We start from the raw sequence: 21735 nt of genomic DNA, 5'->3' as shown, positions 1-21735 counted from the left end.
GAGTCCTGGGCTACTGGCTCTTGGCGACCTGAGTGATGGAACGCGCCACTTGTTCGGGGGACTTGGAGCCGGCGATCAGTGCGGCCACCGAGTCGTTGATCTCCTGGCCGACGGCCGGCGGGTAGGCCTGGTCGAGGTAGAGCTGGAAGCCGGTGGAGGCGTTCAGCATGTCGGAGACGGCCTTGAGATGGGGGTCGGTGAGGGCGTCCATGGAGCCCTTGTTGATCGGGATCAGGACGCCCGCCTTGACGAGCTTGCTGTCCGACTCGGCGCCCATGAAGAACTTCAGGAAGTCGATGGCCTCCTTGGGCGCGCCCTTGCGCAGGGCGTAGCCGCCACCGCCGCCGAACACGTCGGTGGCCTTGCCCTTGCCGCCCTCGACGGACGGGAACGGGAAGAAGCCGAGGTCCTTGCCGATGCCCTTGCCCTCCGCCGCCTGGACGGTGGGCGCCCACTGGCCCATCAGCTCCATCGCGGCCTTGGCGTTGCCCATCTGGGCGGCCTCGCCGGTGGGACCGGAGAAGGCTGCGCCGAGGAAGCCCTTCTGGAACGGCTGGAGGGCGGTGAGTTCCTTGACGTGCTCGCCCGCCTTGACGAAGTCGTCGCCGGTGAAGTCCTTGGCGTCGGCGGCCTTCTGCATCCCGTCGACACCCGCGATGCGCATCGCGAGGTAGGCCCAGTAGTACATGCCGGGCCACTTGTCCTTGCCGGCGAGGGCGATCGGGGTGATCCCGGCCGACTTCAGCTTCTTGACCGCGCCGAGGAAGTCGGACCAGGTCTCGGGCGGGGCGGAGATGCCAGCCTTCTTGAACAGCGCCTTGTTGTACCAGAAGCCGACGCCGCCGATGTCGATCGGCACCGCGTACAGCTTCCCGTCGAACGTGTAGGCCTCCTTGGAGACGGGCACCAGGTCGTCGATCCACGGCTTGACGGAGTCCGTGAGGTCCTCGACGAGACCGGCGTCCACCTGCTGCTTCAGCACGCCGCCGCCCCAGGTGTGGAAGAGGTCGGGCAGCTTGTTGGAGCTGGTCAGGGCGGTCAGCTTCGACTTGAACGCCTCGTTCTCCAGCGTCACCAGCTTGATCCGGACCTTGGGGTGGGCCTTCTCGTACGCCTTGGCCTGCTCCGCCCACAGCCGCTTGGACGGCTGGGTGGTCTGGATGTTCCACCACTCGACGACGGTGCGGCCCTGGCTGTCGGTGGACCCGGTGTCGGAGTCCCCGCAGGACGAGAGCACCACGGTCCCCAGGCCGGCGACAGTGACGGTGCCGAGGAAGCGTCGGCGGGAGAAATCTGAGGCTGGCATGGCGCACCTTCCGGAAGGGATCCGAAAACTATCGGTAGATGGCCACGGAAGTTACGGACATGCGACGGGGGTGTCAACGGCCTTGACGAAAGAGACCGTTGACACCCCCGGAGCGGTGTCTTCCGTTACGCCTCGCGCGGCGCCCCCGTACTGGCCCTGACCACCAGCTTCGTCGCCAGCTCGATGCGTGGCGACGCGGGCGCGACGTCGCGCGCGAGATCGAGGACGGCCCGGGCCGCCAACTTGCCCATATCGGACAGGGGTTGGCGCACCGTGGTGAGCGGCGGCGCGCTCCAGCGCACCTCCGGCAGGTCGTCGAAGCCGACGACGCTCATGTCCTCGGGCACCCGCAGACCGCTCTGGCGCAGCGCCTCGATCGCGCCCAACGCCATCTGGTCACTGGCGGCGAAGACGGCGGTGGGCGGGTCCGCGAGATGCAGCAGCCGGTTGCAGCCGGTGAATCCGGACTCGTGGTAGAAGTCCCCGGGCACGATCAGCTCGTCCTCGACCGGCACGCCCGCGACGTCCAGGGCCGCCCGGTAGCCGTCGAGCCGGGCCCGGGAGCACAGCAGCCGGGGCGGGCCCTCGATGAAGCCGATCCGCCGGTGACCGAGGGCAAGCAGATGCTCGGTCGCGGCCATCCCGCCGGCCCAGTTGGTGGCGCCCACCGTCGGCGCCTCGGTGGCGGGCGAGCCGGCCGGGTCGATCACCACTAACGGCACGCCCAGGCGCCGCAGTTCGTCGTGGAGGCCGGGTTCGAGGACGGACGTCACGAGGATCACGCCGTCGGAGGCGCGGGCCCGCAGATTGGTCATCCACTGCCGCGCAGCCCCCGCCCGGCCATGGATCGCGGAGACCACCGTGCCCACCTCGGCCTCGTGCGCGACCTCCTCGACACCGCGGATGATCTCCACGGCCCAGGGGCTGTCCAGGTCGTTGAAGACCAGGTCGAGCAGGGCCGCCCGCTCCGCCGTCGCGGCCGGCCGACGCCGGTAGCCGTGCCGGTGCAGCAGATCCTCGATCCGGGCCCGGGTGGCCGGCGACACGTCGGAGCGCCCGTTGACGACCCGCGAGACGGTCGGGACCGAGACCCCGGCCTCCCGCGCGATCTCGGTGATCGTCACCTTGGCCGGCCCGTCCGGGCTCCGCGTGGCGGCCTTGCGCTGAGCGCCTTCCCCGGCCACGTTCCCCACCTCCGTCAACCTGGCATCCGGAAGATCTCCGTGTGCTTTCCGGAAAACCGTAGGACATGCCCCCGGCCTGCCGCCCGTCAAGCCCCACCCTCCACGATCCCACGCAGCCAGGCGAGTTGGCGCCGCATATGGGCCGCTTCGCCCCCTTAATGACCGTTGTATGGATACGTATGCATCTCCCGCACAGGGTCGCTCCCGGTCAGCTCGCCGTACCGGCGGTACGCCGCGTACGCGCCGCTCGGCGGGCACACCTTGTCCCGCAGGCCGACGCCGAAGTGGGCCGGGGCGTGGGCGGCGCGCGAACGAGGCGCCCTCCAGACGGTCCTGATCAGGCGGGACGGCGAGTACGACGTCCTGTTGAGACGTGGGTGGGCCGGCCTGGAGCATCTGCTCCCGGCCGGCCCACCCACGCAATATCAGCTTGCGGCGGGGACTGGGTCGCGGGTTGGTTCGGGCATCGCCTCGGGTGCGGGCGTCTGCTTCGGATCGGGCTCGGTTGTCACCGCGGAGGGAGCGGGGGTGGGGGCGTAGGGGATCTCGCCGCGCAGGACGGCCTTGGCGCGGTCCTCGTCCAGCTCGCCCTCCCATCGGGCGATGGCCAGGGTGGCGACGCCGTTGCCGACCAGGCTGGTCAGGGCGCGCGCTTCGGACATGAACCGGTCGATGCCGAAGATCAGCGCGAGGGCGGCGACGGGGACGTGCGGGACGGCGCTGAGGGTGGCGGCCAGGGCGATGAAGCCGGAGCCGGTGACGCCTGCGGCGCCTTTGGAGGTGAGCAGCATGACGGCGAGCATGGCCAGCTGCTGGGTGAGGCTGAGGTCGATGCCGAGGGCCTGGGCGAGGAAGACCGAGCCCATGGTCAGGTAGATGGCAGTGCCGTCGAGGTTGAAGGAGTACCCGGCGGGCAGCGTGATGCCGACGACCGGTTTGGAGGCGCCCACGTGCTGGAGCTTGGCCATCATGCGCGGCAGGACGGGCTCGGTGGAGGAGGTGCCCAGGACGATCAGCAGCTCTTCCTTGATGTAGCGCAGGAAGGGCAGCAGCCGCAGTCCGTTCAGGCGCATCACGGTCCCGAGGACGACCAGGACGAAGAAGAGGGCGGTCAGCCAGAACGAGCCGACCAGCAGGGCCAGGTGGCGCAGGGTGCCCAGGCCGTAGTTGCCGATGGTGAAGGCCATCGAGCCGAACGCGCCGAGGGGGGCGAGCCGCATGATCCAGCGGATGAGCGTGAACAGGACCGTGGAGAACTTCTCGATGCCCCGGGCGATGCCCAGGCCGGCCTCTCCGCTGGCGTGCAGGCCGAAGCCGAACAGCACGGACACCAGCAGCACCGGCAGGATCTCGTTGCCGGTCAGGGCGCTGACCAGGGTGGCCGGGATCATGGCGAGGACGAACTCGGCGAAGCCCTCGTGGGCCGTGGACGCTTCGGGCGGCAGGCCCTTGGCGGACAGGGTCGAGAGGTCGACGTGCAGACCGCTGCCCGGCTTGACGACGTTGACGACGACCAGGCCGATCACCATGGCCACGGTGGTCAGCACCTCGAAGTAGACCAGAGCCTTCAGGCTCACGCGGCCGACCGCGCGGGCATTGCCCATGGATGCGATGCCGTGGACGACCGTGCAGAAGATGATCGGCGCGATGAGCATCTTCACCAGCGCGATGAAGCCGTCGCCGAGCGGCTTGAGGTCAGCGCCGACGGACGGCCACAGCCAGCCCACGGCGGCGCCGAGGAGGACAGCGATCAGGCACTGGACGTACAGGTGGGTCAGCATCCGGCGGATGCGGCCCGGTGGTGCGGTGACGGTACCCGGGGCAGCTTCGTTGCGGCTCATGCGGGGCGTCCTTCCAGGACGGGAACGAGGAGTTCGGCTCGGGCGATACGCCGGGCGGCGCGGTGCAGGAGCACCGTGGGGGACGCGCCGTCCGGTGCGGGAACGGCTTGGGTGGCGATCACGCCGGCGGGGGTGCCCAGGCGCAGCGTGCCGTCGGCGGTCTGCCGGGCGACGCGGTGGGCGAGGGTGCCGGGGGTGGCGGCGGCCGCGACCAGGGCCACGGCGGAGGTCAGGCCGATCGCCGGGTGCGGGGCGTGCATGGAGACCATGCGCACGGCCAGGTCGTACTCGTCCTGGTTGACGAGTATGCCCTGTGTGGTGCGATAGGGGGCAGGCCGGGCGACGATGCCCACCTTCGGCACCGCGTGGCTGACCGGATCGCCCTCGCGGGCCAGACCCATGGCCAGCGCTGCCTGGCGGCGCAGCAGGGTCAGCGCGGGCACTGCGGTGGCGAACGCGGTGAGGGATTCCGTGCCATCGAGGCCGAACGCCTTGGCCTCGAAGAGTGCGGCCGGAGCGCCGGCGTCCACCAGGGATGCCTCGACCAGGCCGTCCGGGCCGGTCAGCTCGTCCAGCGTCCGGCCGGTCGGCAGAGCGCGGCCGGTCGTCGAGCCCGCCGGGTCCTCGAACCCGAGCAGGACCGGCACGCCCGGCGCCGAGGTACCCGGCACCACGGCCGCGCCCTCCTCCGGGGCCACGCCCGCAGGTGTGGGGATCGTGCCGGTGAGGCGGGCCCCGGTGTTGACGTTGAGCATGCGGACGGTGGTGGTGTCCGATGTGATCGGCACGAGCTTGTGGTGGACGGCGTACAGGGCCACGGCGGTGGCGCAATTGCCGCAGTTGCTGGCCCACTCCACGCGCTCGTCGCCGATTCCGACCTGTGCGAAGGCGTACTCGACATCCACGCCGGCCTGGGGCGACGCCTGTACGACGGCGGCCTTGGAGGTGGTGGACGAAGCGCCGCCCACGCCGTCGATCTGACGGGGGTCGGCGGCGTTGAAGGCGGCGAGCAGCAGGACATCGACATCCACGCCCGTGGCGGCCACATCGCGGTGGTCGAAGATCCAGCACTTGCTGGTTCCTCCACGGATCATCTCGCCCTGCAAACGCAGCACAACTGACTCCTCACAGACATGGAAGGGGAAGCCCACCGACGGTCTCGCCGTGCGTGGTGTCCTCCACGGTGAGTTACAGCAGCGTGAAGTACAATCTCGGAAATCTGCATGGCCATTAAGGTGAAGTGAACGCTGGAGGTAGCGGCATGCTCGACGTCCGGCGCATCCTGCTGTTCACGGAGGTCGCCCGGCGCGGCTCGGTGACAGCGACCGCCCGCGCCCTCAATTACACGCCGTCAGCGGTATCGCAGCAGATCAGCCGCCTGGAAGCGGAGGCAGGACAGCCCCTGCTCGAACGCCATGCCCGGGGCGTCACCGTCACTGACGCCGGACGGGCGCTGGCCGAACGAGGGGAACGGATCGAACGCGAACTGCAGGCCGCGGAAAACGAACTCGCCGACTTCGCCGGCCTGCGCGCGGGCACGCTGCGTATCGGCACCTTCCCCACCGTCGGCGCCTCGCTCCTCCCGCAGGCCGTGATCGCCTTCCGGGACGCCCACCCCGACGTACGGCTGACCGTCCGCAGCGCCCGCATCGCCGGGCTCTGGACGATGCTGGAGAACCGGGAGATCGAGATGTCGCTGATGTGGGACTACGACTGGAGCCGAATCGACCGGGAGGACGTCGTCGTCACCCCCCTTCTCGATGACCCGCCGGCCCTTCTCGTCAGCGACCACCATCCACTCGTCGGCCGTGACGCCGCCTCACTCGCCGACTTCGCACACGACCCGTGGATCACCCGGGCCGACCATCACCCGGTGGCCGAAGCCCTCGTCCGCGGCTGCCGCGCCGTCGGCTTCGAGCCCCACATCGCCTACGAGGCGCACGACTACCAGGAAGCCCAGGCCATGGTCGCCGCCGGCATCGGCGTCGCCCTCGCCCCCACCCTGGCCCTGGAGGGCATCCGACCCGGCGTCGACGTACTGCCCCTCCTACCGCCGGCGCCCGTCCGCCGGATCCTCCTGGTTCGCCTGACCGACCACCCTCTCACCCCCGCCGCCCTGACCTTCGCCGGACTCCTCCGCGACGCCGCTGCGGCCAGAACCCTCTGAGACCGAACCACGCCCACCGGTCATGGAATCGTCGCGCTCACCGCCGCCAACCCAGGCCCCGCACTTCGGTGTTGGACCTGAGCAACGGGCGGCAAGCAACCCTGGCCATACGCTGGATTCGGCGGCGTGATCCGGAAGGAGCACGGGATCCGAGCTGAGCGCGGCGAGCGTCGACTCCGGAAGTGACCAGGCCGAGGGCAGGGTGATATCTGCAGGCGCCGGACCGAGGACCGCTGCGCAACACCGAGCGAAGGAGCCAGCCGCCCGCAGCCGGTTCCCGACACGGTGCGGTGGAACGAGTCGACGACACGGTGGGGAGCCGGCGTGCTGCGGCGGCGGTTGCTCACGGCCGGTACGTCATGGCTTTTGCGTTCCACGGGCGGGGTGTGCCGCGATGACCTTGGTGTCGTCGGCGAACGCGCTGTCGAGGTCAGAGGCGCGCACCCGGACGTTGAACGGCACGACCCGGTGCCGGCAGGCGCCGGCGCGGAAGAACGGCTCGTTGTCGACGAGGGCGCGTGCTTCTTCCAGGCCGTCCGCGGTGAAGATCGCAAGGGCTGACGGAGGGTTGTCGTCGACCGCGTCGAGGCTGCCGGAGATGAGAAAGGAGCCTTCCTCGAAGCGGGGGAAGAGCCACTCTCGGTGGGCTTGCATGAGTTCATCGGGGACGGTCTCCCCGGTGTACTCGATGAGCAGAGCGAAAAGCATGTCTGTCTCCTGGATGGCCGGGGTGGGTCAGTTGGTGCGGTGGGACCAGTTGGCAGGGAGGTCGCCGGGGGCGACGGAGACGACGGACTCGTCGTCCGCGCCGACGTACTCGAAAAGCGTGATGTGGGCGAACTCGGGGACCACGTAGATCGGGTAGGTGGGTCCGTTGTCACGGTACGTGTGCATCTCGTCGAGGTGGTCGTTCTGGAAGCAGACAGTGCGTTCGCCATGCTCCTCGACCCAGTGCGGGAAGAAGATCACCCCGTGCAGGCGGCGCTTGCCGGGCATGACGTTGACCGCGACCGACGTACCGGTTGGCTCGTTCCAGGAGACCTTGTAGCTGTCCTCGTCGAGCTGGACGAGGTCCACCTGCTGGTCCTTGACCCAGCGTCCGCCGACCATGCCGGAGTGGATCCGGTAGTCGATGGTGTGGTCGTTCTTCACGTACATCTCGTACTGCCAGCCGTTGGAGTAGGTGTAGATGAAGCGGTGGCCGACGATCCCGGACAGGTCCTGTGGGGGAGCGGGCCGGGCGACGGACGTCTCGAAGTCTGCAGTGGTCGTCATGGTGGAACCTCCTCGGTGATGGCGCCGGCCCGTGTTCTGGCCGACGACTTCATTTTGACACAAAACTATTTTGAGACAAAATGAATGCCGTGGCAGAATGCCTCCATGGACACCGCCACCGAGCTCGGCCGGTTGCTCGGCCCGCTGCGCCGGGCCGTGCTGCGCACGCGCCGCGCCGTGAACCTGCCCGACCTGCCCGAGGCCCAGATCGAACTGCTGCGCGCACTCACCGAAACCGGCACCGCAACTCCGCGCGAGGTCGCGATACGACTGCGGATCGCGCCGTCCACGGTCAGCAACCTGGTCCGGACGATGACCGCAGCCGGCCTGGTCGAACGCACCCCGTCCGCCACAGACCTGCGCACCGTCCGCCTCACGGCGTCCCCCAAGGCCGCGGACATGCTCGACCGCTACGACCGCACCAGCACCGCCGCCCTGCGCAGTGCACTGGAGGACCTCACCCCGCAGAGCCGCGAATCGCTGGAGCGAGCCCTGCCGGTACTCGCAGAACTGCTCACCGCCCTGGAAGCGGAGCCGCCGGGGCGCTGAGACCCCACTACCGGAGTTCCTCGGCGCCCCGGCCCCCATTCCTCTCCTTCCAGCCTCGGCAGGTGTCGCACGTCCTCTCACCGACCGCGTGCGATCGGTCGAGTGCGCGGACGCCAGCCGAGTCAGGGCGTCGGTGTCGGCGCAGATCTGCCGGTCGCAGGCGCGGGAGCAGATTCCGTCCGGGCTGCTCGGTGATGCTGCTGGCGAGCCGTGACACGGTTTCGGTGGAGCGGGCGTCGATTCCTCCGCTGGTCGGCACGTCACGGCTGTGACCGCCATCTCCCCTTCCCCCAAAGGCACAGATCCCCTGCGCCGGCCGTGCAGACGCTTTCGCCGACATGCGACAGGCAGCGGATGAGGGTCATGCTCGTTGGGATGGCAGCGGCTTTCGCTGTGTGTGGCACAACGGGTGCTGCGGCCGCCGCCGACGGAGGAGTTACTGATGCGATCGCTGAAGATAGCCACCGGCACCGTCCTCGCCTCCGCTACGTTCCTGCTCGCCGCCCCGATGGCCTCTGCGTCCGACACTCAGTGCGACCCGGCCACCGCAGCGGCACAACAGGCGGAGACCGACTACAAGGCGGCCCTCGCCGACTACCAGAAGATCGTCAATGACGGTGGGCACCCCGACCAGTCCCAGCGCGACAACGTCGACCAGCTCAAGCAGAAGGCCGACTCCGCCGCCTCCAAGGCCCAGCGGACCTGCGGCGACACAGCGTGAACCCGACCTCCCCGGCAACGAAGAAGCCCAGCAGCACCTCTTCCAACGAGGCCGCCGTCACCGGCCGCGAGTCCTGCCTGCGGACCTCGACCTGACGCGCTGCCCAGCCTTCGTCATCGGCCTCGAAATACAGCCACAGATCGGCATCCTCGTCGTAGGTCCGGAACCAGGTCGCTGGACGCGACCACACCCGCGACCTTGTGCACGGGCAGATGCCGCCATCGTGGCCCAGACCTTGACCAAAGAGACAGGGGCACCCCCGGCCTCCTGGTGTTGAGGCCGACCGAAGGAGTTTGTTACTCCGCGGAGGGATCGGGAACTCGGACTGTGCACCCTGTGTTGCGGCGGAGGTGAGGGCAGTGACACGACAACCCGGTGAAGTGCCGGTAGCCATTAGCCCCGCTCGCCGATGGAGGGTCTGGAGCAGCGCATCGGCGCTCTGGATGCCGGCGAGCACGTCGATCGCAGGGCGGTCGTGCAGACCTTGGAGGCCCGGCTCGGTGTCCAATCGTCCACTGCCTCACGGCACGATGAACACCCAGGGTGACACTCCGGCCTGCCGGGGACGATAGCCGAGAGGAGCAATCACATGACAAGCCCTCATGCCGTTCCTAGTGCCGCATCAGGCAACGTTGGCCCTGTCGACGACGGCGCGTAGGCGCCGGTCGTCGGCGTGGCGGTTTCGCCAGATGATGTAGCGGCGGATCATGCTGCCCTGCTCTTTGTGGGAGGCGTGGTCGGTGCCATCGAGGGTGAAGTACCGCAGGGCGGTGAACTGCGCCTCGATCCGGTTCATCCAGGAGGAGTTCGTCGGCGTGTAGGCGATCTCGACGTTGTTGGCCGCGGCCCAGGTGCCGACCCGCTGGCAGCGTTTCGTGGTCAGGTGCGGGGAGAAGTTGTCGCAGATGATCGCAATGCGGGTGTCCGGCGGATAGAGAGTGCGCAGGTAGCGGCAGAACTCCAGGAACTGCGTCCGCCTCTTGACCGGCTTGATGTGGCCGTACAGCTTGTCCTTGGCCAGGTCCAGGGCGGCAAACAGGTGCCGAACTCCGCCGTAGCGGTTGTAGGTGGCCCGGCGCCTGCGGCGTGGTTCGCGAGCGGGGTCTTTGTGCCTGCCGCCGCGTTCGGCCCATTGCCGTCCGGGGTGCGGCATCAGGTTGAGCGGACCGAACTCGTCCATGCAGAAGACGACATCGGGTTCGCCGTCCTCGGGTATGACCTCACCGTCGGCGATTGCATAAAGGTGCTCGACACGGGCCTTCTTGGCCGCGTAGTCGGGGTCGCGGGAGGTCTTCCAGGTCTTCAGGCGTTGAAAGGAGACGCCTTCCTCGCGGAGCAGGATGCGCAGGCCCTCGTGGCTGATGTCGTCGACCACCCCCTCGGCGACCAGGAAGTCCGCCAGCTTGGCCAGGCTCCAGGTCGAGAATGGAAGGTCGTGCTCGGTGGGCTTGGACTTGGCGATCTTCTTGATCTCGCGGCGCTCGGGCAGCGTGAACGTCTTCGGGCGGCCGCCTTTGTACTTCGGATACAGCGAGTCGAAACCGTCGGTGTTGAAGTTGTGGATCACATCGCGGACCCGGTCGTCGCTGGTGAACGACACCTCGGCGATCTTCGCTGCCGGCATGCCCTGCGCGGAGAGCAGGACCATCTGAGCCCGGCGCCAGGTCACCACCGACCCGGTGCCTCTGCGGATGATCCGCAGAAGCCGCCGTCCCTCGTCATCGTCGATCTCTCGGACTCGTACTCGCTCTGCCACTCGGACAGGGTGTCGGAGACGCGCCGCCCGGCACAGCATCCGGACGGCGCGTCACATCACAACAGGGCCAACGTTGCCTGATGCGGCACTAGCCGGGCCCCGGGACTCAAACCAAGCGGCGGGATACCCCCCGGTGAAACCCCTCCCGCTGAGGGGGATACCACCTCTGGCATCTCCTATCCGGAGCCTGAGCTGCGCAAGGGGTGGGGACCATTGCCTCTCGCGTTGATCATGCTGGTGGTGGCGCTGATCGCAGTCGGGCTGATCGCGATGGCGGTGGCCTTGATGGTTTAGAGACCCCGGCAGTAGTTGGAGGCGGGGCACAGGACATCCTGAAGGTCGGCGGCGGTGAGGGTGAAGCCGAAGCACTGGCGGACGTTGTAGACGGTGGCGTTCATGCAGTACGCGGGTGAGGTGGTGGCCACCGCGTCCTCCAGCATCAGCACGTCATAGCCGAGGTTCGCCGCGTCCATGAGGGTGGCAAGGACGCACTGGTCGGCATTGACTCCGGCGAAGAGGAGCGTGTCGGCGCGCAGATTGCGCAGGACGCTGTCGAGTTCGGTGTCCTGGAAGCCGCTCATGCGGTATTTGGCGATGTGCAGGTCGCCAGGTGCCGCACGGAGGGGTGCGGTGATGTCTGCGGAGGCGCTGCCACGTTCCAGGACTCTTGCCCCGGTGGGCAGTTGGGAGCCGAGGCCGCCTCCGGTTCCATCCTGGTCGTAGACGTGGAGGACGCCGGGCGGGAGGTTGGCGCGGTCGGGGCGGTTGCCCCAGTTGAGCCAGACGACCGGGACGTCGGCTGACCGGAGGGCGGGGAGGAGCCGCTGAAGGACGGGGATGGGGGTGCGGGCCGGGGACACGTCCACGCCGATCGAGGCCAGCCAGCCGTCGGGCGAGCAGAAGTCGTTCTGCATGTCGATGACGACGATCGCCGTCGAGGCCAGGTCGAGCGTCAGTGTTTGAGGCTGAGCGTCCACGGTCATGAGGCGGGAGGGGCGCTGTGGGCGGCGAAGGTCGACATGCTGGAGATCCGCGCGCCAGGAGTTGCGGGAGTTGGGGCCGAGTTCACGCATGGGTCAGCTCCAGGAGGGCGTGGTCCATGGTGGGTGCGCCGATCGCGCAGAGGCCGACCGGCAAGTCGCGCACCCGCAACCGGGGCATGGTGACGGCGGGCAGCCCGGCGAGCGAAGCGAGGCAGGTGAGGCGGAGGGTCGCGGCTCGTGTGGTCTCGACCTCGGCCAGTGTCGCGTCGGCGCGAAGGGCCGGGCTGCTCGTGGTGGGGAGAAGGAGCGCGACGCCGGGTGAGAGGGCTTCCGCAATGACCGAGCGCGCTGCGGTGAGGCGGGAATTGGCGTCACGCACTTCGTCGTCCGCGATCCGGCTGCCTGCGGCGAACCGGGCCTCGATGTCGGCCCCCAGTGCGCCCGGGTGCTTGTCGATCCACTCCCCGTGCGCGGTCCAGGCCTCGGCCGCCTGGACGGTACGGAAGGCGGGCAGCCACTCCTCCAGGTAGTGCCCCATGCCCGTGTCAGTCCGTACGAGCTCCAGACCGGTACGGAGCGCGAGTGCCCGGCACACCGCCTCGAACGAGGCCCTGACCTCCGGCTCGGCGAGCGCGGTGAGGGCGTCGTCGACGAGGAGCATGGTGACGGGGGCCGTTTCCCGCGCGGGCAGCAGCACCTTGGCCGCCGCGCACAACAAGTCCGGTTCACGGGTGAGCAGTCCCACCGTGTCGAAGGAGGGGGCCAGCGGGAGCAGGCCGCCGGTCGGGACGGATCCGTGGGTGGGACGCCAGCCGTAGAGGCCGCAGTAGGAGGCGGGCACCCGGATCGAGCCCGCCGTGTCCGTGGCCAGGCCCAGGTCCGCCCAACCGCGGGCGACCGCCGCCGCCGGGCCGCTGCTGGAGCCGCCGGTGATCCGGCCGGGGGCGACGGGGTTGACCGGGGTGCCGTAGTGGGTGTTGGCACCGGCGAGGCTGAAGGCAAGTTCGTCGGTCTGGGCGATCCCGGCGAGCTGGGCCCCAGCGCTGAGCAATTTCGCTACAGCGTCCGCGTGTTGGGACTCCACCGGCGCTTCGGCCAGCCACTGAGGGTTGCCGCCGCCGATCCGCTGTCCGGCGACGGCGAAGAGATCCTTGACCGCGGTACGCAGGCCGGCGAGCGGCCCCTGCCCCGCCCCGGCGACCAGCGGCTCCCCCACCACCCGCCACACCGCGGGGTCCGGCGTCTCGTCCGCCGGCGGGCCCGGCACCGCGCTGATGTGCGCGGCCGCGATCCGCCAGCCCTCCCCAGACAGCTGCCACACCTGGGTCTGCAGGCCTCGCGCCCCGCCGGCCCGCAGCGTTTCGGCGATCAGTACGGCGACGCCCTCGGTGACTGGCACCTCGTGGACGCGCTCGACCGTACGGGCCGGGGCTCCTGTGCCGCGGCTGCGGCGGAAGTCCGAGATGGCCGCGTGTCCGCTCAGCACCATCGAGCCCTCGGCGCGCACCGTGTCCGGGGCGTCCAGGAACCAGTGGTCGAGGGCTGCCACGTCATTGGCGCCGAGGGCCTTTTCGTAGGACCAGAAGGCATCGAGCAGCTCGCTCATCGGGCGGCTCCGAGGACGGCCAGGTCCGCATCGTCGAGGACCGCGAAGGGGCCGCGCTGTATCAGGTCGGCGAAGCCCCCGTCGGGGGACATGACCGTGAGGGTGTAGAGCCGCTCGGTGGCCGAGGAGTTGGTGATCCGGTGCTTGGAGCCGACGGGCAGGACGAGTACGTCGCCCGGTGCGAGGTCGCGTTCATGCTCGTCGCTGACCGCGCGGCCCTCGCCCGCGAGCACCACGAAGGTCTCCACGGACTCGGGGTGCCAGTTGAGCGGCTGGGCGCCGCCCGGCTCCCACACCTCGAAGACGACGGTGGTCGGTGAGCCGTCGGCCGGTCCGGTGAGGACGGCGAGCTTGACCGTGTCACCTGCGGTGATGTGGTGGGCGGTGATCTTACTGAGCGGCTTGTGGAGCGGGGGGATGGCCATGGCGGGGTGTCCTCGACGTCGGCGTTCAGGCAGAAGGCAGGAAGCGGGCGCATTCGCGCAGTGCGGCCGCGTTGGTGGCGATGGCGGTGTCGACGAGCTTGCGGCCGAGTTCGGGGGTGGCTCCGGTGGGGTCGCCGATGACGCCGTTGCCCGTGCCGAAGTCGTCGCTGGTCCAGCCGAAGGAGACGGACTTGCCGAAGCCGATGTGCTCGTAGGCGGTCAGGTGCTCGGGGACACTCCGCCGGGCGAGCGACATGTGCACCGTCTCCGGGTGGAGGTGGAGCATCGCCGCAGTCTCCTTCAGCCCTCCGTGTACCCCCAGACCCAGCTCGCCGGACGGGGACGTGCCGCCTTGGTCCGCGGGGAGCGCGGCGTGCAGCAGGAAGGTGAACAGACCGTATTTGGTGCGGAGTTCGCGCAGGGCGACTCCCAACAGCGCGCTGTTACCGCCGTGCGCGTTGAGGAACGCGAGCCGCCGGACGGGCCCCTTGGCGAGAGAGCGTCCCAAGTCGTCCAGCACCGCGAAGAGCGTCGAGGCGCTGAGCCACAGCGTCCCGGGCGACCAGGCGTGTTCGTCGGATTTGGCGTACGCGAGGCCCGGCAGCAGCGTGATGTCGCAGCTGTCGGACGCGGCCAGGGCGGCTCCCTGAGCTATCGCCTCTGCCATGAAGTAGTCGGTGGCGACGGGAAGGTGGGGCCCGTGCTGTTCGATCGCGCCGACGGGTAGGACGGCCACGGTGTCGGCGGACAGGCCGGTGACCGACGGTCCGCTGAGGTCGGTGAAGCGGGTGAAGGCCATGATCAGCGCGCTCCCAGGAGGTGGCCGGGGTTGAGCAGCCCCAGCGGGTCGGCGGTGCGGGCGGTGGCGCGGGCGAGGTCGACGCGCCGGTCGACGTACCAGTTGTGGACGTCATGGACGCCGACCCCCAGTGCCTCCAGGGCGGCGATCCCCTCGTACACGGTGGCCTCGTCCTGGTAGTGCGCCATCAGCATGCCGACGGTCCCCGAGCGCATTCCCTCCAAGTGCAGCACCGTCTCGGGGAAGACGGCCTTGACCGCCGCCGGGTCGCCGAGCAGTACGTCGCCGCCGATCTCCAGATGGAAGTAGCCGTCCTTGGCCTTCATCAGGTGGTACGTGGGGTGATTGAAGGAGAGCGAGGAGATGAGGGCGGGGCCGCGCGGTGCGGGACGTACCTCCGTCACCCGGCCGCCGCGCTTCTCGATGATGGCCCGGGCGTCGGCCTCGGCCCCCTCCTCGATGATCGCGCGGACGCTCAGCGCGGTGGGGTCGAGGGCCGGGTCGGCCTCGAAGGTCTCGACGAGACCGGGCTCATCTAGGGAGACCAGGCGCGGGGCGGGCTCCAGGCGTACAAGGTCGGAGAGTGCGGCGGTGGCGGAGGTCCAGGTGCTGAACGAGGCGAAGAGGCCGGTCCAGACGCGGGCCGGCTGAAGTGCGACGGTCGCGGTCGTCGTGATGCCTGTGGTGCCGTACGCGTGGATGTACGGGAGCGCTTCCTCGCCGCGTACGGTGACGGGCTCAGCGTGCGTCGTGCACGGGACGACCGTCAACTCCCGCACGAAACCGTCACCGTTGGTGCCGTTGGCGAGCGAGCCCGTGCCGCCGTTCCCACCCGAGAGGAAGCCGCCGAGCGACGTCCCGAAGGTGGACGGGAACATCCACAGCTCCTGGCCCAGCGAACGCGCATGAGCCTCCAAGTCGGACATCTTCGCGCCGGCCTCGGCCCTGATCCACCCGTTGCCCGCGCCCAGGATGCGCCGGCACCCGGTGAGGTCGAGGACGGCTCCGCCATGGAGCGGGATCGCCTGCCCGTAGTTGCCGGTGCCCTTGCCGCGCGGGGTGAGCGGGATGCGTAGGCGGTGGGCGAGGGCGACGAGGGGCTGGATCTGTTCGTACGACGACGGGCGCAGCACCACCTCGGCGCGGCCGGCGGGGAGCTTGGCAGCGAGGATCGGCGACATGTGCGCCCAGTCGCGGGACGCCTTGTCGAGGGCGGAGTCCTCGCGTACGACGGCGTCCGCCCCCAGCAGTGCGGCAGCCTCCGCACAGAATTCGTCGATGCCGGGGGTCCGGTGCAAGGCACCTGGGCCGACACCCGGCACCGCGTCGTCTGCGACAAGTTCGGTCATCCGGCGCAGTTCGGCTGCAGACAGGGTCGCGCCGTTGGGGTCGACGGCCATCACTTCATTCCGATCTTGGTGTCGATGAACTCGTTGGTCGCCAGGTCGTCGGCGCTCAGCCCGGCCGGGATCTTGACGCCGCCCCTGGTGAGGATCGGTTCGAAGATCTTCAGGGAGTCGGCTACCCGCTTCTTGTCGAAGCCGGCGATCGATCCGTCGGCCTCGTTGCCGAGGATGCCGAGCTTGACCATCTCCTTGGCGGCGTACTGGCCGGTGCCCTTGGAGTAGACCCAGCTGGTGCCGTACTGCTTGACGATGTCGTCGATGAGCGTCACCGCGGTGTCCGGCGCCGCGGCGAAGTCGGCGGCCGACTGCTGAATGACGGGAACCAGCTTCTTCAGGCAAGGACTGAGCTTCTTCAGTGCTCCGGTGCGGACGGAGAGTGCCTGCGGGTAGACGGTGTAGCCGACATCGGCCAGCAGCTGGAACTTGACCGGCTTCTTCCAGGCGCCGATTTCATGCTCGTAGAGGTACGGTTCCGCGGTCGCGAAGCCCTGCTGGGCGATGGAGGGGTCGGCGACGAAGCGGGACGGCGCGCTGTCGTAACTCCCGTCCAGCTGGCTCTTCTTGATGATCCCCTTCGACACCAGCATCGGGGCGAAGATCTCGCCGTCACGGTAGACGACCTTTGCGCCGCTCTTGCCGATGTCGGAGATGGTCTGCCAGTCGGGGTGGGTCTTGGGGTCCCACATCAGGACCTGCGGGCTCTTCTTCATCAGCGCGGCGACCGCGGTGACGGGTTGCTTGCCGGCCGCCTGGATGGCGCTGTCGGTGGTGACCATGCCGAGGGTGATGGACTGGTCGATGTACATCTGCGAGGCGGGGCTCTGAAAGCCGACGGCGCTGCCGCCCGCCCGTATCTGGATGTTGACGCCGGTGTCTTTGCCGCCGATGACGAGCGGGCCGGTGACCCGCTTCTTGTCTGTGTCGACGGTGTAACCCGGGCCGACGAGGTTGTAGAGCGGGCCGTGTTCGGCCTCAGGCTCCCAGTCTGCCTGGACGACAACGGTGGCGGGGCAGACCTTGTCGAGACGCTGGGCAGCGGGTGCGGGCTTTGGATCGGCGGATGACCCGGCGGCGGTGGCGCCGGCGCCGCAGCCGGTGGCGGCGAGCAGAAAGAGCGCGGTGCTCAGTCCCGTGACAAGGCGTCGCCCGGAGGGCGTTGGGGCGGCGGAAAGTGGCATGGCTGTCTCCCGGAAAGGGCTCTGAAGAGGGTGGTCAGCTGCGGCCGGACGCGTGCCAGGAGCCGATGGCGAGACGGGACACCAGTGTGAAGAGGGCGAAGACGGCGACCCCGAAGAGCGAGGCGAGGATGATCGCGGCGAAGAGGTCCTCGGACTGGAGGCGTGAGCGGTAGACGTCGAGGAGGGTGCCGATTCCGGCCGCGCCCTGCTTGAAGAACATGTCGCCGACGATGGCGCCGATGACGGACAGGCCGGAGGAGGTCCGCAGCCCGGTGAAGATGGCGGGGAGTGCGGCGGGCAGCTCCAGCTTGCGCAGCCGGGCCCAGCGACTCGCCTTCTGGAGGGTGAAGAGGTCGTGGTGGGCACGGTCCACGGACTGCAGTCCGAAGAGGGTGTTGGCGATCAGCGGGAAGAGGGCGATCAGGACACAGACGACGACCCGGCTGGTGAAGCCGAAGCCGAACCAGAGACCGATGAGCGGGACGATGGCGAGGATCGGGACGGTCTGCAGGATGACGGCGTACGGATAGAGAGAGCGCTCCAGCCAGCGGGCGCGGCTCATCACGACGGCCCCGGTGATACCGAGGGCGGCTGCGATGGCGAGCCCGGAGAGAGCGACCTGCGCGGTGAGGGCGAGGGCTTGGAGCATGGGCTGCAGGTGGGTCCAGTCAAGGACGGCGACCTGGAGGACCTGGTGCGGGGGCGGTACGAGGAAGCGGCGAGCGGGGGCGAGGAGGAGGTAACTCGCCGCGTACCACAGGCCGATGGCGACGACGAGTGAGCCGATGGGGGCGACCAGGGCGACGGGGCCGCGGCGCGGGCGCAGGGGTGCGGGGGCCGCCGCCCCGGCGGACCCGCGGGCTGCATCCGACGCGCTCCCGGCGGCGGACCGGGTGTCCGACGTGGTGACGACGGCGGGCGAGTCGGATGCAGCGGCTCCGGCGGTCTCATGGTCCGCCGACGCGATGGGCGCGGGCGGCGCCTGGCGGGCCGCGGACGGGGTGTTCGTGGTCACGTGGCGTCTCCTCGCAGGGCGTCGGAGACCGCGCCCGCGATCGCGGCGAACTCCGGTTCGTAACGGAGCGATGCGGGCCTGGGGTGGGCGAACGGGACCTCGAATTCGGCGGTGATGCGTCCAGGGCGGGCCGACATCACCACGACCCGGTTGGCCAGGAAGACCGCCTCGGTCACCGAGTGCGTGATGAAGAGACCCGCGAATCCCGTCTCGGCGAAGATCCGCTGGAGCTCCTCCTGCATACGGAGCCGGGTCATCTCGTCGAGCGCGCCGAAAGGTTCGTCGAAGAGGAAGAGCGCGGGGCGCATCATCAGTGCGCGGGCCAGCGAGACCCGCATCCGCATCCCGCCCGAGAGCTGGCCCGGCAGCTGCTTCTCAAAGCCGTCGAGGCCGACGAGACGGATGGCGTCCATGGCGCGCTCGTGCCGTTCGGCCTTGGGGCGGCCGGCCAGTTCGGCGGGCAGCGCCACATTGGAAAGGACACTGCGCCAGGGCAGGAGGGTGGCGTCCTGGAAGACGTAACCGATGTCCCCGCCCGGGGCGCTGATCTCGCCTGCGCTGGGGGCGTCGAGACCGGAGGCGAGCCGCAGCAGGGTGGACTTGCCACACCCGGAGGGGCCGACGACTCCGACGAACTCCCCTGCTCCGACGTGGAGTTCCACTCCCGAGAGCGCGGTGGTCCCGCTGTCAAAACGCTTGTCGACGGCTATGAAGCTCAACGCCGTCCGCACTGCTGTTGCCACGCCGACTCCTTCCTGTGTGCCGGGCCTGTGGTGCGTTCATCGATGTTCGTAGCATCAACATTCATTGTTTCGGAGGGATGTCCCAGGCGTTTACGTCCTGGACCGTTCAGAGCACTTCGCGGACAACCGTGGTACGGCTCACCGCTCGCCCGCCCTTGAAGACGATCCGGTCCGGGTACGAGGCCCCGAGGGCCCCCGAGAGCGAGTCACTCCGCACAGCGAGGAGGTCGGCGACCGCACCTTCGTACGGTCCTGCCCCGGGCAGCCCGAGGACGCGGCGGGCGCCGTTGGTCACCGCGTGGACGGCCTCGGGGAGCGTCAAGTGGCCTGCTGCGACCAGGAGGCCGGCGGTCTCCAAGGGGTCGGCCCGCCCCACCGGGTTGAAGGGGTCGCGGATGTTGTCGCCGCCCCCGGCCAGGGGCACGCCCGCGTCGAGGAGGGCGCGTACGGCGGTCAGTCCGCGCGGGGTGCGCGTAGGCGTGCCGCGGCCCTGGAGATAGAGGTTGGTGAGGGGCAGCGCGACGACCCCGATCCCGGCAGCGGCCGCCTCCTTGGCTATACGAGCGGCTTCGGCCGTATCCAGGCCGCCCAGCCCCACGCAGTGGCTGGCGGTCGCCCCATGCGCGAAGCCCCGTTCCCGAACACACCGGGCGAGCAGCAGCAGATCTTTCGGATCCGGGTCGAGATGCTCGTCCGCGTGCAGATCGACGCCAACGCCGTGTCGCTCGGCGATCGTCAGAGCGCGAGCGACGGCGGCCTGCGGGTCGTCGGACAGGTGCGGGCAGCCGCCGAGCAGGTCGGCCCCCAAATCCAGTGCTTCGTCGAGGATTTCGTCGGATGCGTCGACATGCAGCACGGCGATTTGCAGCATGACCCGTTCACGCAGTTCCTCGCGCAGCCGCAGTAGCGCCCGCAGACCCCGGAGCGGATCGGGTCCGGGCAGGACGTCTGCGTGGGAGCGGACGGCGGTGGCCCCGTTCGCGACCAGCTCGCCCAGGGCGCGGCGGGCCCTGACCAGCACGTCCTGTTCCGTCACCCGCTCGGCATACCCGTGCCAGGCGGCGACCGCCCCCGGCAGATCACACGGCGGTGCACCGGCCAGATCCCAGGTGAGGGCCTTGTCGAGATGGGCGTGGGGTTCGGCGGGAGCGGGCAGCAGGAGGAAGCCGGCCAGGTCCATCTCCTTGCACGAGGAAGGGAGCTGACCGGCGGGCGCGACGGACGACACCCGTCCGTCCTCGATCAGGACATCACGGACCTGCCCTTCGGGCAGCCTGGCCCCACGTAGAAGTAGCGCCGTCATTTCGACTCTCCGCTCTCCGGCGCGGTGAGCACCGCGAAGCCGTCAAAGTCGTGCCACAACGCGGGCGTGCCGAACATGTCACGGCGGCGGACCGGGCGGGTCCTGCCACGTACCACCCGATCGAAGGCCTCGGCGACGCGCCCCACGAAGTAGTGGTCCTCGCGGTGGCGGAGGTTGTGCCCCAGCAGGGCTGTCCTGACCGGGAGTTCGGCAAGCCGCCGCGTCGACGCGGCGAAGGCGGCCACATCGGCACCCGGCACATGGGCGAAGAAGGTCCCGCTGATCAGGGTGTCGCCGGCAAGGAGCAGCCCGGATTCCGGCTCCCAGAGGCAGATGCCGTCGGGTGAGTGCCCGGGGGTGTGCAGGACGCTCAATGTCCGACCGCCCAGATCGAGCCGCTCCCCCTCCCTGAGCAGCCGGGTCGGTCGCACCGCGTCGATGCGCCACTGGGTCAGATCGGGGACGGGCCGCACCTCGATCCGTGAGTCGGTGAGGAAGAAGCCCTCGGCCGAGAGCGCGCTCAGTTCCGTGTACCGATACCGCATCTCGTGGGCGATGTGCCCGTACCCCTCGAGCCACTCGCGGGGCGCGGGTTCACCGTGCAGTGCGGCGCCCGCCTCGTGCACGGCGAAGTCCTTGGCGTCGCCGAGGAGCGAGGTGTTGCCACCCCGGTGGTCGTAGTGGTGGTGGGAGTTGACGACGAGCAGGGGCAGCGACGTGAGTGCGCGCACCTCGCGTGCGATGTCGCCGATGCCCATGCCGGTGTCGTACAGCAGCGCCAGTTCATCGCCCACGACCAGGTAGCTGTTGACGTGACCCGGCTCCGCGATGAGAAAGGTCCCGGGTGCAGTCTCCCGTACCGAGAACCAGCCGCGCCCGCTCATGCGCCGATGCCGTGGTACGTGCGGGCGTGATGGACCAGTGCGCTGCCCCCGCCCCGCCCGGGAACGATCTCCTCGATATCGGCTATCAACAGCAGATGGTCCCCGGCCGTCACCTCTTGCCGCACCCGGCAGAGCACGGCGTACGTACTCTGCGCGAGCAGCAGCGGTATGCCACCGTCGCCCGCGGTCCACTCAAGGTCCCCGAATCGGTCAGCGGTCGGATCGGCGAACCGCCGCGAGACGGATTCGCCGGCCGCGGCAAGTATGTTGAGGGCGAACCTGCCACCGCCCTGGAGCAGCGGCAGGGTTCGGCTCCCCTGCTTGACGCCTATCGCGAGCAGTTGCGGCGTGCGGCTGAGGCTCATCACGGCGGTGCTGGTGAACCCAGCAGGTGCGCCGTCGGCTCCGGCGGCGGTGACCACGCAGACACCACCCGCGAGGGCGGCCATGGCATCAAGGAATCCGGCCGTGGGGGGCCGGGCAGCGGTGGTCGCGGTCATTCGGGCTCCTCGCTAGAATGTTGGCCACATCAACATCGAGCGTAGGAGACACGTGTTTCGCATGGGTAAATCCTGCTCTGCAGCAATCACTTAG

21 protein-coding genes and 2 pseudogenes are annotated in these 21735 nt (G+C 69.4%); 4 read left to right on the top strand and 19 right to left on the bottom strand.

Annotation, left to right across the window (positions count from 1 at the left end):
* Nucleotides 1-10: 10 nt before the first annotated feature.
* From ACY0PA_RS42010 to ACY0PA_RS41990, 5 genes and pseudogenes are all read right to left on the bottom strand, one after another.
* Nucleotides 11-1306 carry an extracellular solute-binding protein gene (locus ACY0PA_RS42010; RefSeq protein WP_473082584.1) on the bottom strand — a complete coding sequence of 432 codons (1296 nt, stop codon included), beginning with the start codon at nucleotides 1304-1306 and terminating at the stop codon, nucleotides 11-13.
* A gap of 125 nt (nucleotides 1307-1431) precedes the next feature.
* Nucleotides 1432-2490 carry a LacI family DNA-binding transcriptional regulator gene (locus tag ACY0PA_RS42005; protein WP_473082583.1) on the bottom strand — a complete coding sequence of 353 codons (1059 nt, stop codon included), beginning with the start codon at nucleotides 2488-2490 and terminating at the stop codon, nucleotides 1432-1434.
* A gap of 86 nt (nucleotides 2491-2576) precedes the next feature.
* A pseudogene (locus ACY0PA_RS42000) lies at nucleotides 2577-2817 on the bottom strand (acetylxylan esterase); the annotation flags it as partial.
* Nucleotides 2818-2915: 98 nt separating this feature from the next.
* A complete protein-coding gene (gene dctA, locus ACY0PA_RS41995; protein WP_473082582.1) occupies nucleotides 2916-4331 on the bottom strand; it encodes a C4-dicarboxylate transporter DctA in 1416 nt (471 codons plus the stop codon).
* Nucleotides 4328-5446, bottom strand: coding sequence for a PrpF domain-containing protein (locus ACY0PA_RS41990; RefSeq protein ID WP_473082581.1), 1119 nt, complete (start codon nucleotides 5444-5446; stop codon nucleotides 4328-4330). The genes dctA and ACY0PA_RS41990 overlap by 4 nt, the downstream gene beginning before the upstream one ends.
* A 146-nt stretch (nucleotides 5447-5592) precedes the next feature.
* Between ACY0PA_RS41990 and ACY0PA_RS41985 the strand changes: the two genes are divergently transcribed.
* Nucleotides 5593-6498 carry a LysR family transcriptional regulator gene (locus ACY0PA_RS41985; RefSeq protein WP_473086603.1) on the top strand — a complete coding sequence of 302 codons (906 nt, stop codon included), beginning with the start codon at nucleotides 5593-5595 and terminating at the stop codon, nucleotides 6496-6498.
* A gap of 357 nt (nucleotides 6499-6855) precedes the next feature.
* Here ACY0PA_RS41985 and ACY0PA_RS41980 read toward each other — a convergent pair whose 3' ends face one another.
* Nucleotides 6856-7206, bottom strand: coding sequence for a YciI family protein (locus ACY0PA_RS41980; RefSeq protein WP_473082580.1), 351 nt, complete (start codon nucleotides 7204-7206; stop codon nucleotides 6856-6858).
* A 27-nt stretch (nucleotides 7207-7233) separates the two neighbouring features.
* Nucleotides 7234-7773: a phenolic acid decarboxylase gene (locus ACY0PA_RS41975; protein ID WP_473082579.1), complete on the bottom strand. Its 540-nt coding sequence runs from the start codon at nucleotides 7771-7773 to the stop codon at nucleotides 7234-7236.
* A 105-nt stretch (nucleotides 7774-7878) separates the two neighbouring features.
* Between ACY0PA_RS41975 and ACY0PA_RS41970 the strand changes: the two genes are divergently transcribed.
* Complete coding sequence (locus ACY0PA_RS41970) at nucleotides 7879-8322, top strand: MarR family winged helix-turn-helix transcriptional regulator (RefSeq protein ID WP_473082578.1); 444 nt, start codon at nucleotides 7879-7881, stop codon at nucleotides 8320-8322.
* A 442-nt stretch (nucleotides 8323-8764) separates the two neighbouring features.
* A complete protein-coding gene (locus ACY0PA_RS41965; protein ID WP_473082577.1) occupies nucleotides 8765-9043 on the top strand; it encodes a hypothetical protein in 279 nt (92 codons plus the stop codon).
* 622 nt (nucleotides 9044-9665) lie between these two features.
* Here the strand turns inward: ACY0PA_RS41965 and ACY0PA_RS41960 are convergent.
* Entirely contained in the window at nucleotides 9666-10799 is a 1134-nt protein-coding gene (locus ACY0PA_RS41960; RefSeq protein WP_473082576.1) for an IS630 family transposase, read from the bottom strand.
* Nucleotides 10800-10901: 102 nt separating this feature from the next.
* Here ACY0PA_RS41960 and ACY0PA_RS41955 point away from each other — a divergent pair.
* Nucleotides 10902-11093: pseudogene (locus ACY0PA_RS41955) on the top strand (DUF6480 family protein); the annotation flags it as partial.
* On the opposite strand, the gene ACY0PA_RS41950 reads toward ACY0PA_RS41955, so the two are convergent.
* From ACY0PA_RS41950 to ACY0PA_RS41900, 11 genes are all read right to left on the bottom strand, one after another.
* Nucleotides 11090-11872 (bottom strand): cysteine hydrolase family protein, encoded by a 783-nt coding sequence (locus ACY0PA_RS41950; RefSeq protein WP_473082575.1) that lies wholly within the window; start codon nucleotides 11870-11872, stop codon nucleotides 11090-11092. The pseudogene ACY0PA_RS41955 and the gene ACY0PA_RS41950 overlap by 4 nt on opposite strands.
* A complete protein-coding gene (locus ACY0PA_RS41945; RefSeq protein ID WP_473082574.1) occupies nucleotides 11865-13388 on the bottom strand; it encodes an amidase in 1524 nt (507 codons plus the stop codon). Before ACY0PA_RS41945 ends, ACY0PA_RS41950 begins: the two co-directional genes overlap by 8 nt.
* Complete coding sequence (locus tag ACY0PA_RS41940; protein WP_473082573.1) at nucleotides 13385-13813, bottom strand: cupin domain-containing protein; 429 nt, start codon at nucleotides 13811-13813, stop codon at nucleotides 13385-13387. Before ACY0PA_RS41940 ends, ACY0PA_RS41945 begins: the two co-directional genes overlap by 4 nt.
* A 25-nt stretch (nucleotides 13814-13838) precedes the next feature.
* The gene (locus ACY0PA_RS41935; protein ID WP_473082572.1) at nucleotides 13839-14612 is read right to left on the bottom strand and encodes a creatininase family protein; all 774 of its coding nucleotides are present in this window, start codon (nucleotides 14610-14612) and stop codon (nucleotides 13839-13841) included.
* A gap of 2 nt (nucleotides 14613-14614) precedes the next feature.
* Nucleotides 14615-16012 carry an FAD-binding oxidoreductase gene (locus ACY0PA_RS41930; protein ID WP_473082571.1) on the bottom strand — a complete coding sequence of 466 codons (1398 nt, stop codon included), beginning with the start codon at nucleotides 16010-16012 and terminating at the stop codon, nucleotides 14615-14617.
* Nucleotides 16012-17196, bottom strand: coding sequence for a substrate-binding domain-containing protein (locus ACY0PA_RS41925; protein WP_473082570.1), 1185 nt, complete (start codon nucleotides 17194-17196; stop codon nucleotides 16012-16014). Before ACY0PA_RS41925 ends, ACY0PA_RS41930 begins: the two co-directional genes overlap by 1 nt.
* A gap of 34 nt (nucleotides 17197-17230) precedes the next feature.
* Nucleotides 17231-18211 (bottom strand): ABC transporter permease, encoded by a 981-nt coding sequence (locus ACY0PA_RS41920; RefSeq protein WP_473082569.1) that lies wholly within the window; start codon nucleotides 18209-18211, stop codon nucleotides 17231-17233.
* Nucleotides 18208-18954 carry an ABC transporter ATP-binding protein gene (locus ACY0PA_RS41915; protein WP_473082568.1) on the bottom strand — a complete coding sequence of 249 codons (747 nt, stop codon included), beginning with the start codon at nucleotides 18952-18954 and terminating at the stop codon, nucleotides 18208-18210. Before ACY0PA_RS41915 ends, ACY0PA_RS41920 begins: the two co-directional genes overlap by 4 nt.
* 106 nt (nucleotides 18955-19060) lie before the next feature.
* Nucleotides 19061-20257, bottom strand: a complete 1197-nt coding sequence (locus ACY0PA_RS41910; RefSeq protein WP_473082567.1) for an amidohydrolase family protein — start codon at nucleotides 20255-20257, stop codon at nucleotides 19061-19063.
* A complete protein-coding gene (locus tag ACY0PA_RS41905; RefSeq protein WP_473082566.1) occupies nucleotides 20254-21141 on the bottom strand; it encodes an MBL fold metallo-hydrolase in 888 nt (295 codons plus the stop codon). The genes ACY0PA_RS41910 and ACY0PA_RS41905 overlap by 4 nt, the downstream gene beginning before the upstream one ends.
* Nucleotides 21138-21641, bottom strand: a complete 504-nt coding sequence (locus ACY0PA_RS41900) for a flavin reductase family protein (RefSeq protein ID WP_473082565.1) — start codon at nucleotides 21639-21641, stop codon at nucleotides 21138-21140. Before ACY0PA_RS41900 ends, ACY0PA_RS41905 begins: the two co-directional genes overlap by 4 nt.
* Nucleotides 21642-21735 lie beyond the last annotated feature (94 nt).

The sequence above is a fragment of the Streptomyces sp. DS1-CR2 genome, assembly GCF_055760475.1.
This window is presented reverse-complemented; position numbering and strand designations above follow the sequence as displayed.

Coding starts and splice junctions, on each gene's coding strand:
- ACY0PA_RS42010 (WP_473082584.1), bottom strand. CDS start 1,306: ATGCCAGCCTCAGATTTCTCCCGCCGACGCTTCCTCGGCACCGTCACT.
- dctA (WP_473082582.1), bottom strand. CDS start 4,331: ATGAGCCGCAACGAAGCTGCCCCGGGTACCGTCACCGCACCACCGGGC.
- ACY0PA_RS41985 (WP_473086603.1), top strand. CDS start 5,593: ATGCTCGACGTCCGGCGCATCCTGCTGTTCACGGAGGTCGCCCGGCGC.
- ACY0PA_RS41980 (WP_473082580.1), bottom strand. CDS start 7,206: ATGCTTTTCGCTCTGCTCATCGAGTACACCGGGGAGACCGTCCCCGAT.
- ACY0PA_RS41975 (WP_473082579.1), bottom strand. CDS start 7,773: ATGACGACCACTGCAGACTTCGAGACGTCCGTCGCCCGGCCCGCTCCC.
- ACY0PA_RS41970 (WP_473082578.1), top strand. CDS start 7,879: ATGGACACCGCCACCGAGCTCGGCCGGTTGCTCGGCCCGCTGCGCCGG.
- ACY0PA_RS41965 (WP_473082577.1), top strand. CDS start 8,765: ATGCGATCGCTGAAGATAGCCACCGGCACCGTCCTCGCCTCCGCTACG.
- ACY0PA_RS41950 (WP_473082575.1), bottom strand. CDS start 11,872: ATGCGTGAACTCGGCCCCAACTCCCGCAACTCCTGGCGCGCGGATCTC.
- ACY0PA_RS41945 (WP_473082574.1), bottom strand. CDS start 13,388: ATGAGCGAGCTGCTCGATGCCTTCTGGTCCTACGAAAAGGCCCTCGGC.
- ACY0PA_RS41940 (WP_473082573.1), bottom strand. CDS start 13,813: ATGGCCATCCCCCCGCTCCACAAGCCGCTCAGTAAGATCACCGCCCAC.
- ACY0PA_RS41935 (WP_473082572.1), bottom strand. CDS start 14,612: ATGGCCTTCACCCGCTTCACCGACCTCAGCGGACCGTCGGTCACCGGC.
- ACY0PA_RS41930 (WP_473082571.1), bottom strand. CDS start 16,012: ATGGCCGTCGACCCCAACGGCGCGACCCTGTCTGCAGCCGAACTGCGC.
- ACY0PA_RS41925 (WP_473082570.1), bottom strand. CDS start 17,196: ATGCCACTTTCCGCCGCCCCAACGCCCTCCGGGCGACGCCTTGTCACG.
- ACY0PA_RS41910 (WP_473082567.1), bottom strand. CDS start 20,257: ATGACGGCGCTACTTCTACGTGGGGCCAGGCTGCCCGAAGGGCAGGTC.
- ACY0PA_RS41905 (WP_473082566.1), bottom strand. CDS start 21,141: ATGAGCGGGCGCGGCTGGTTCTCGGTACGGGAGACTGCACCCGGGACC.
- ACY0PA_RS41900 (WP_473082565.1), bottom strand. CDS start 21,641: ATGACCGCGACCACCGCTGCCCGGCCCCCCACGGCCGGATTCCTTGAT.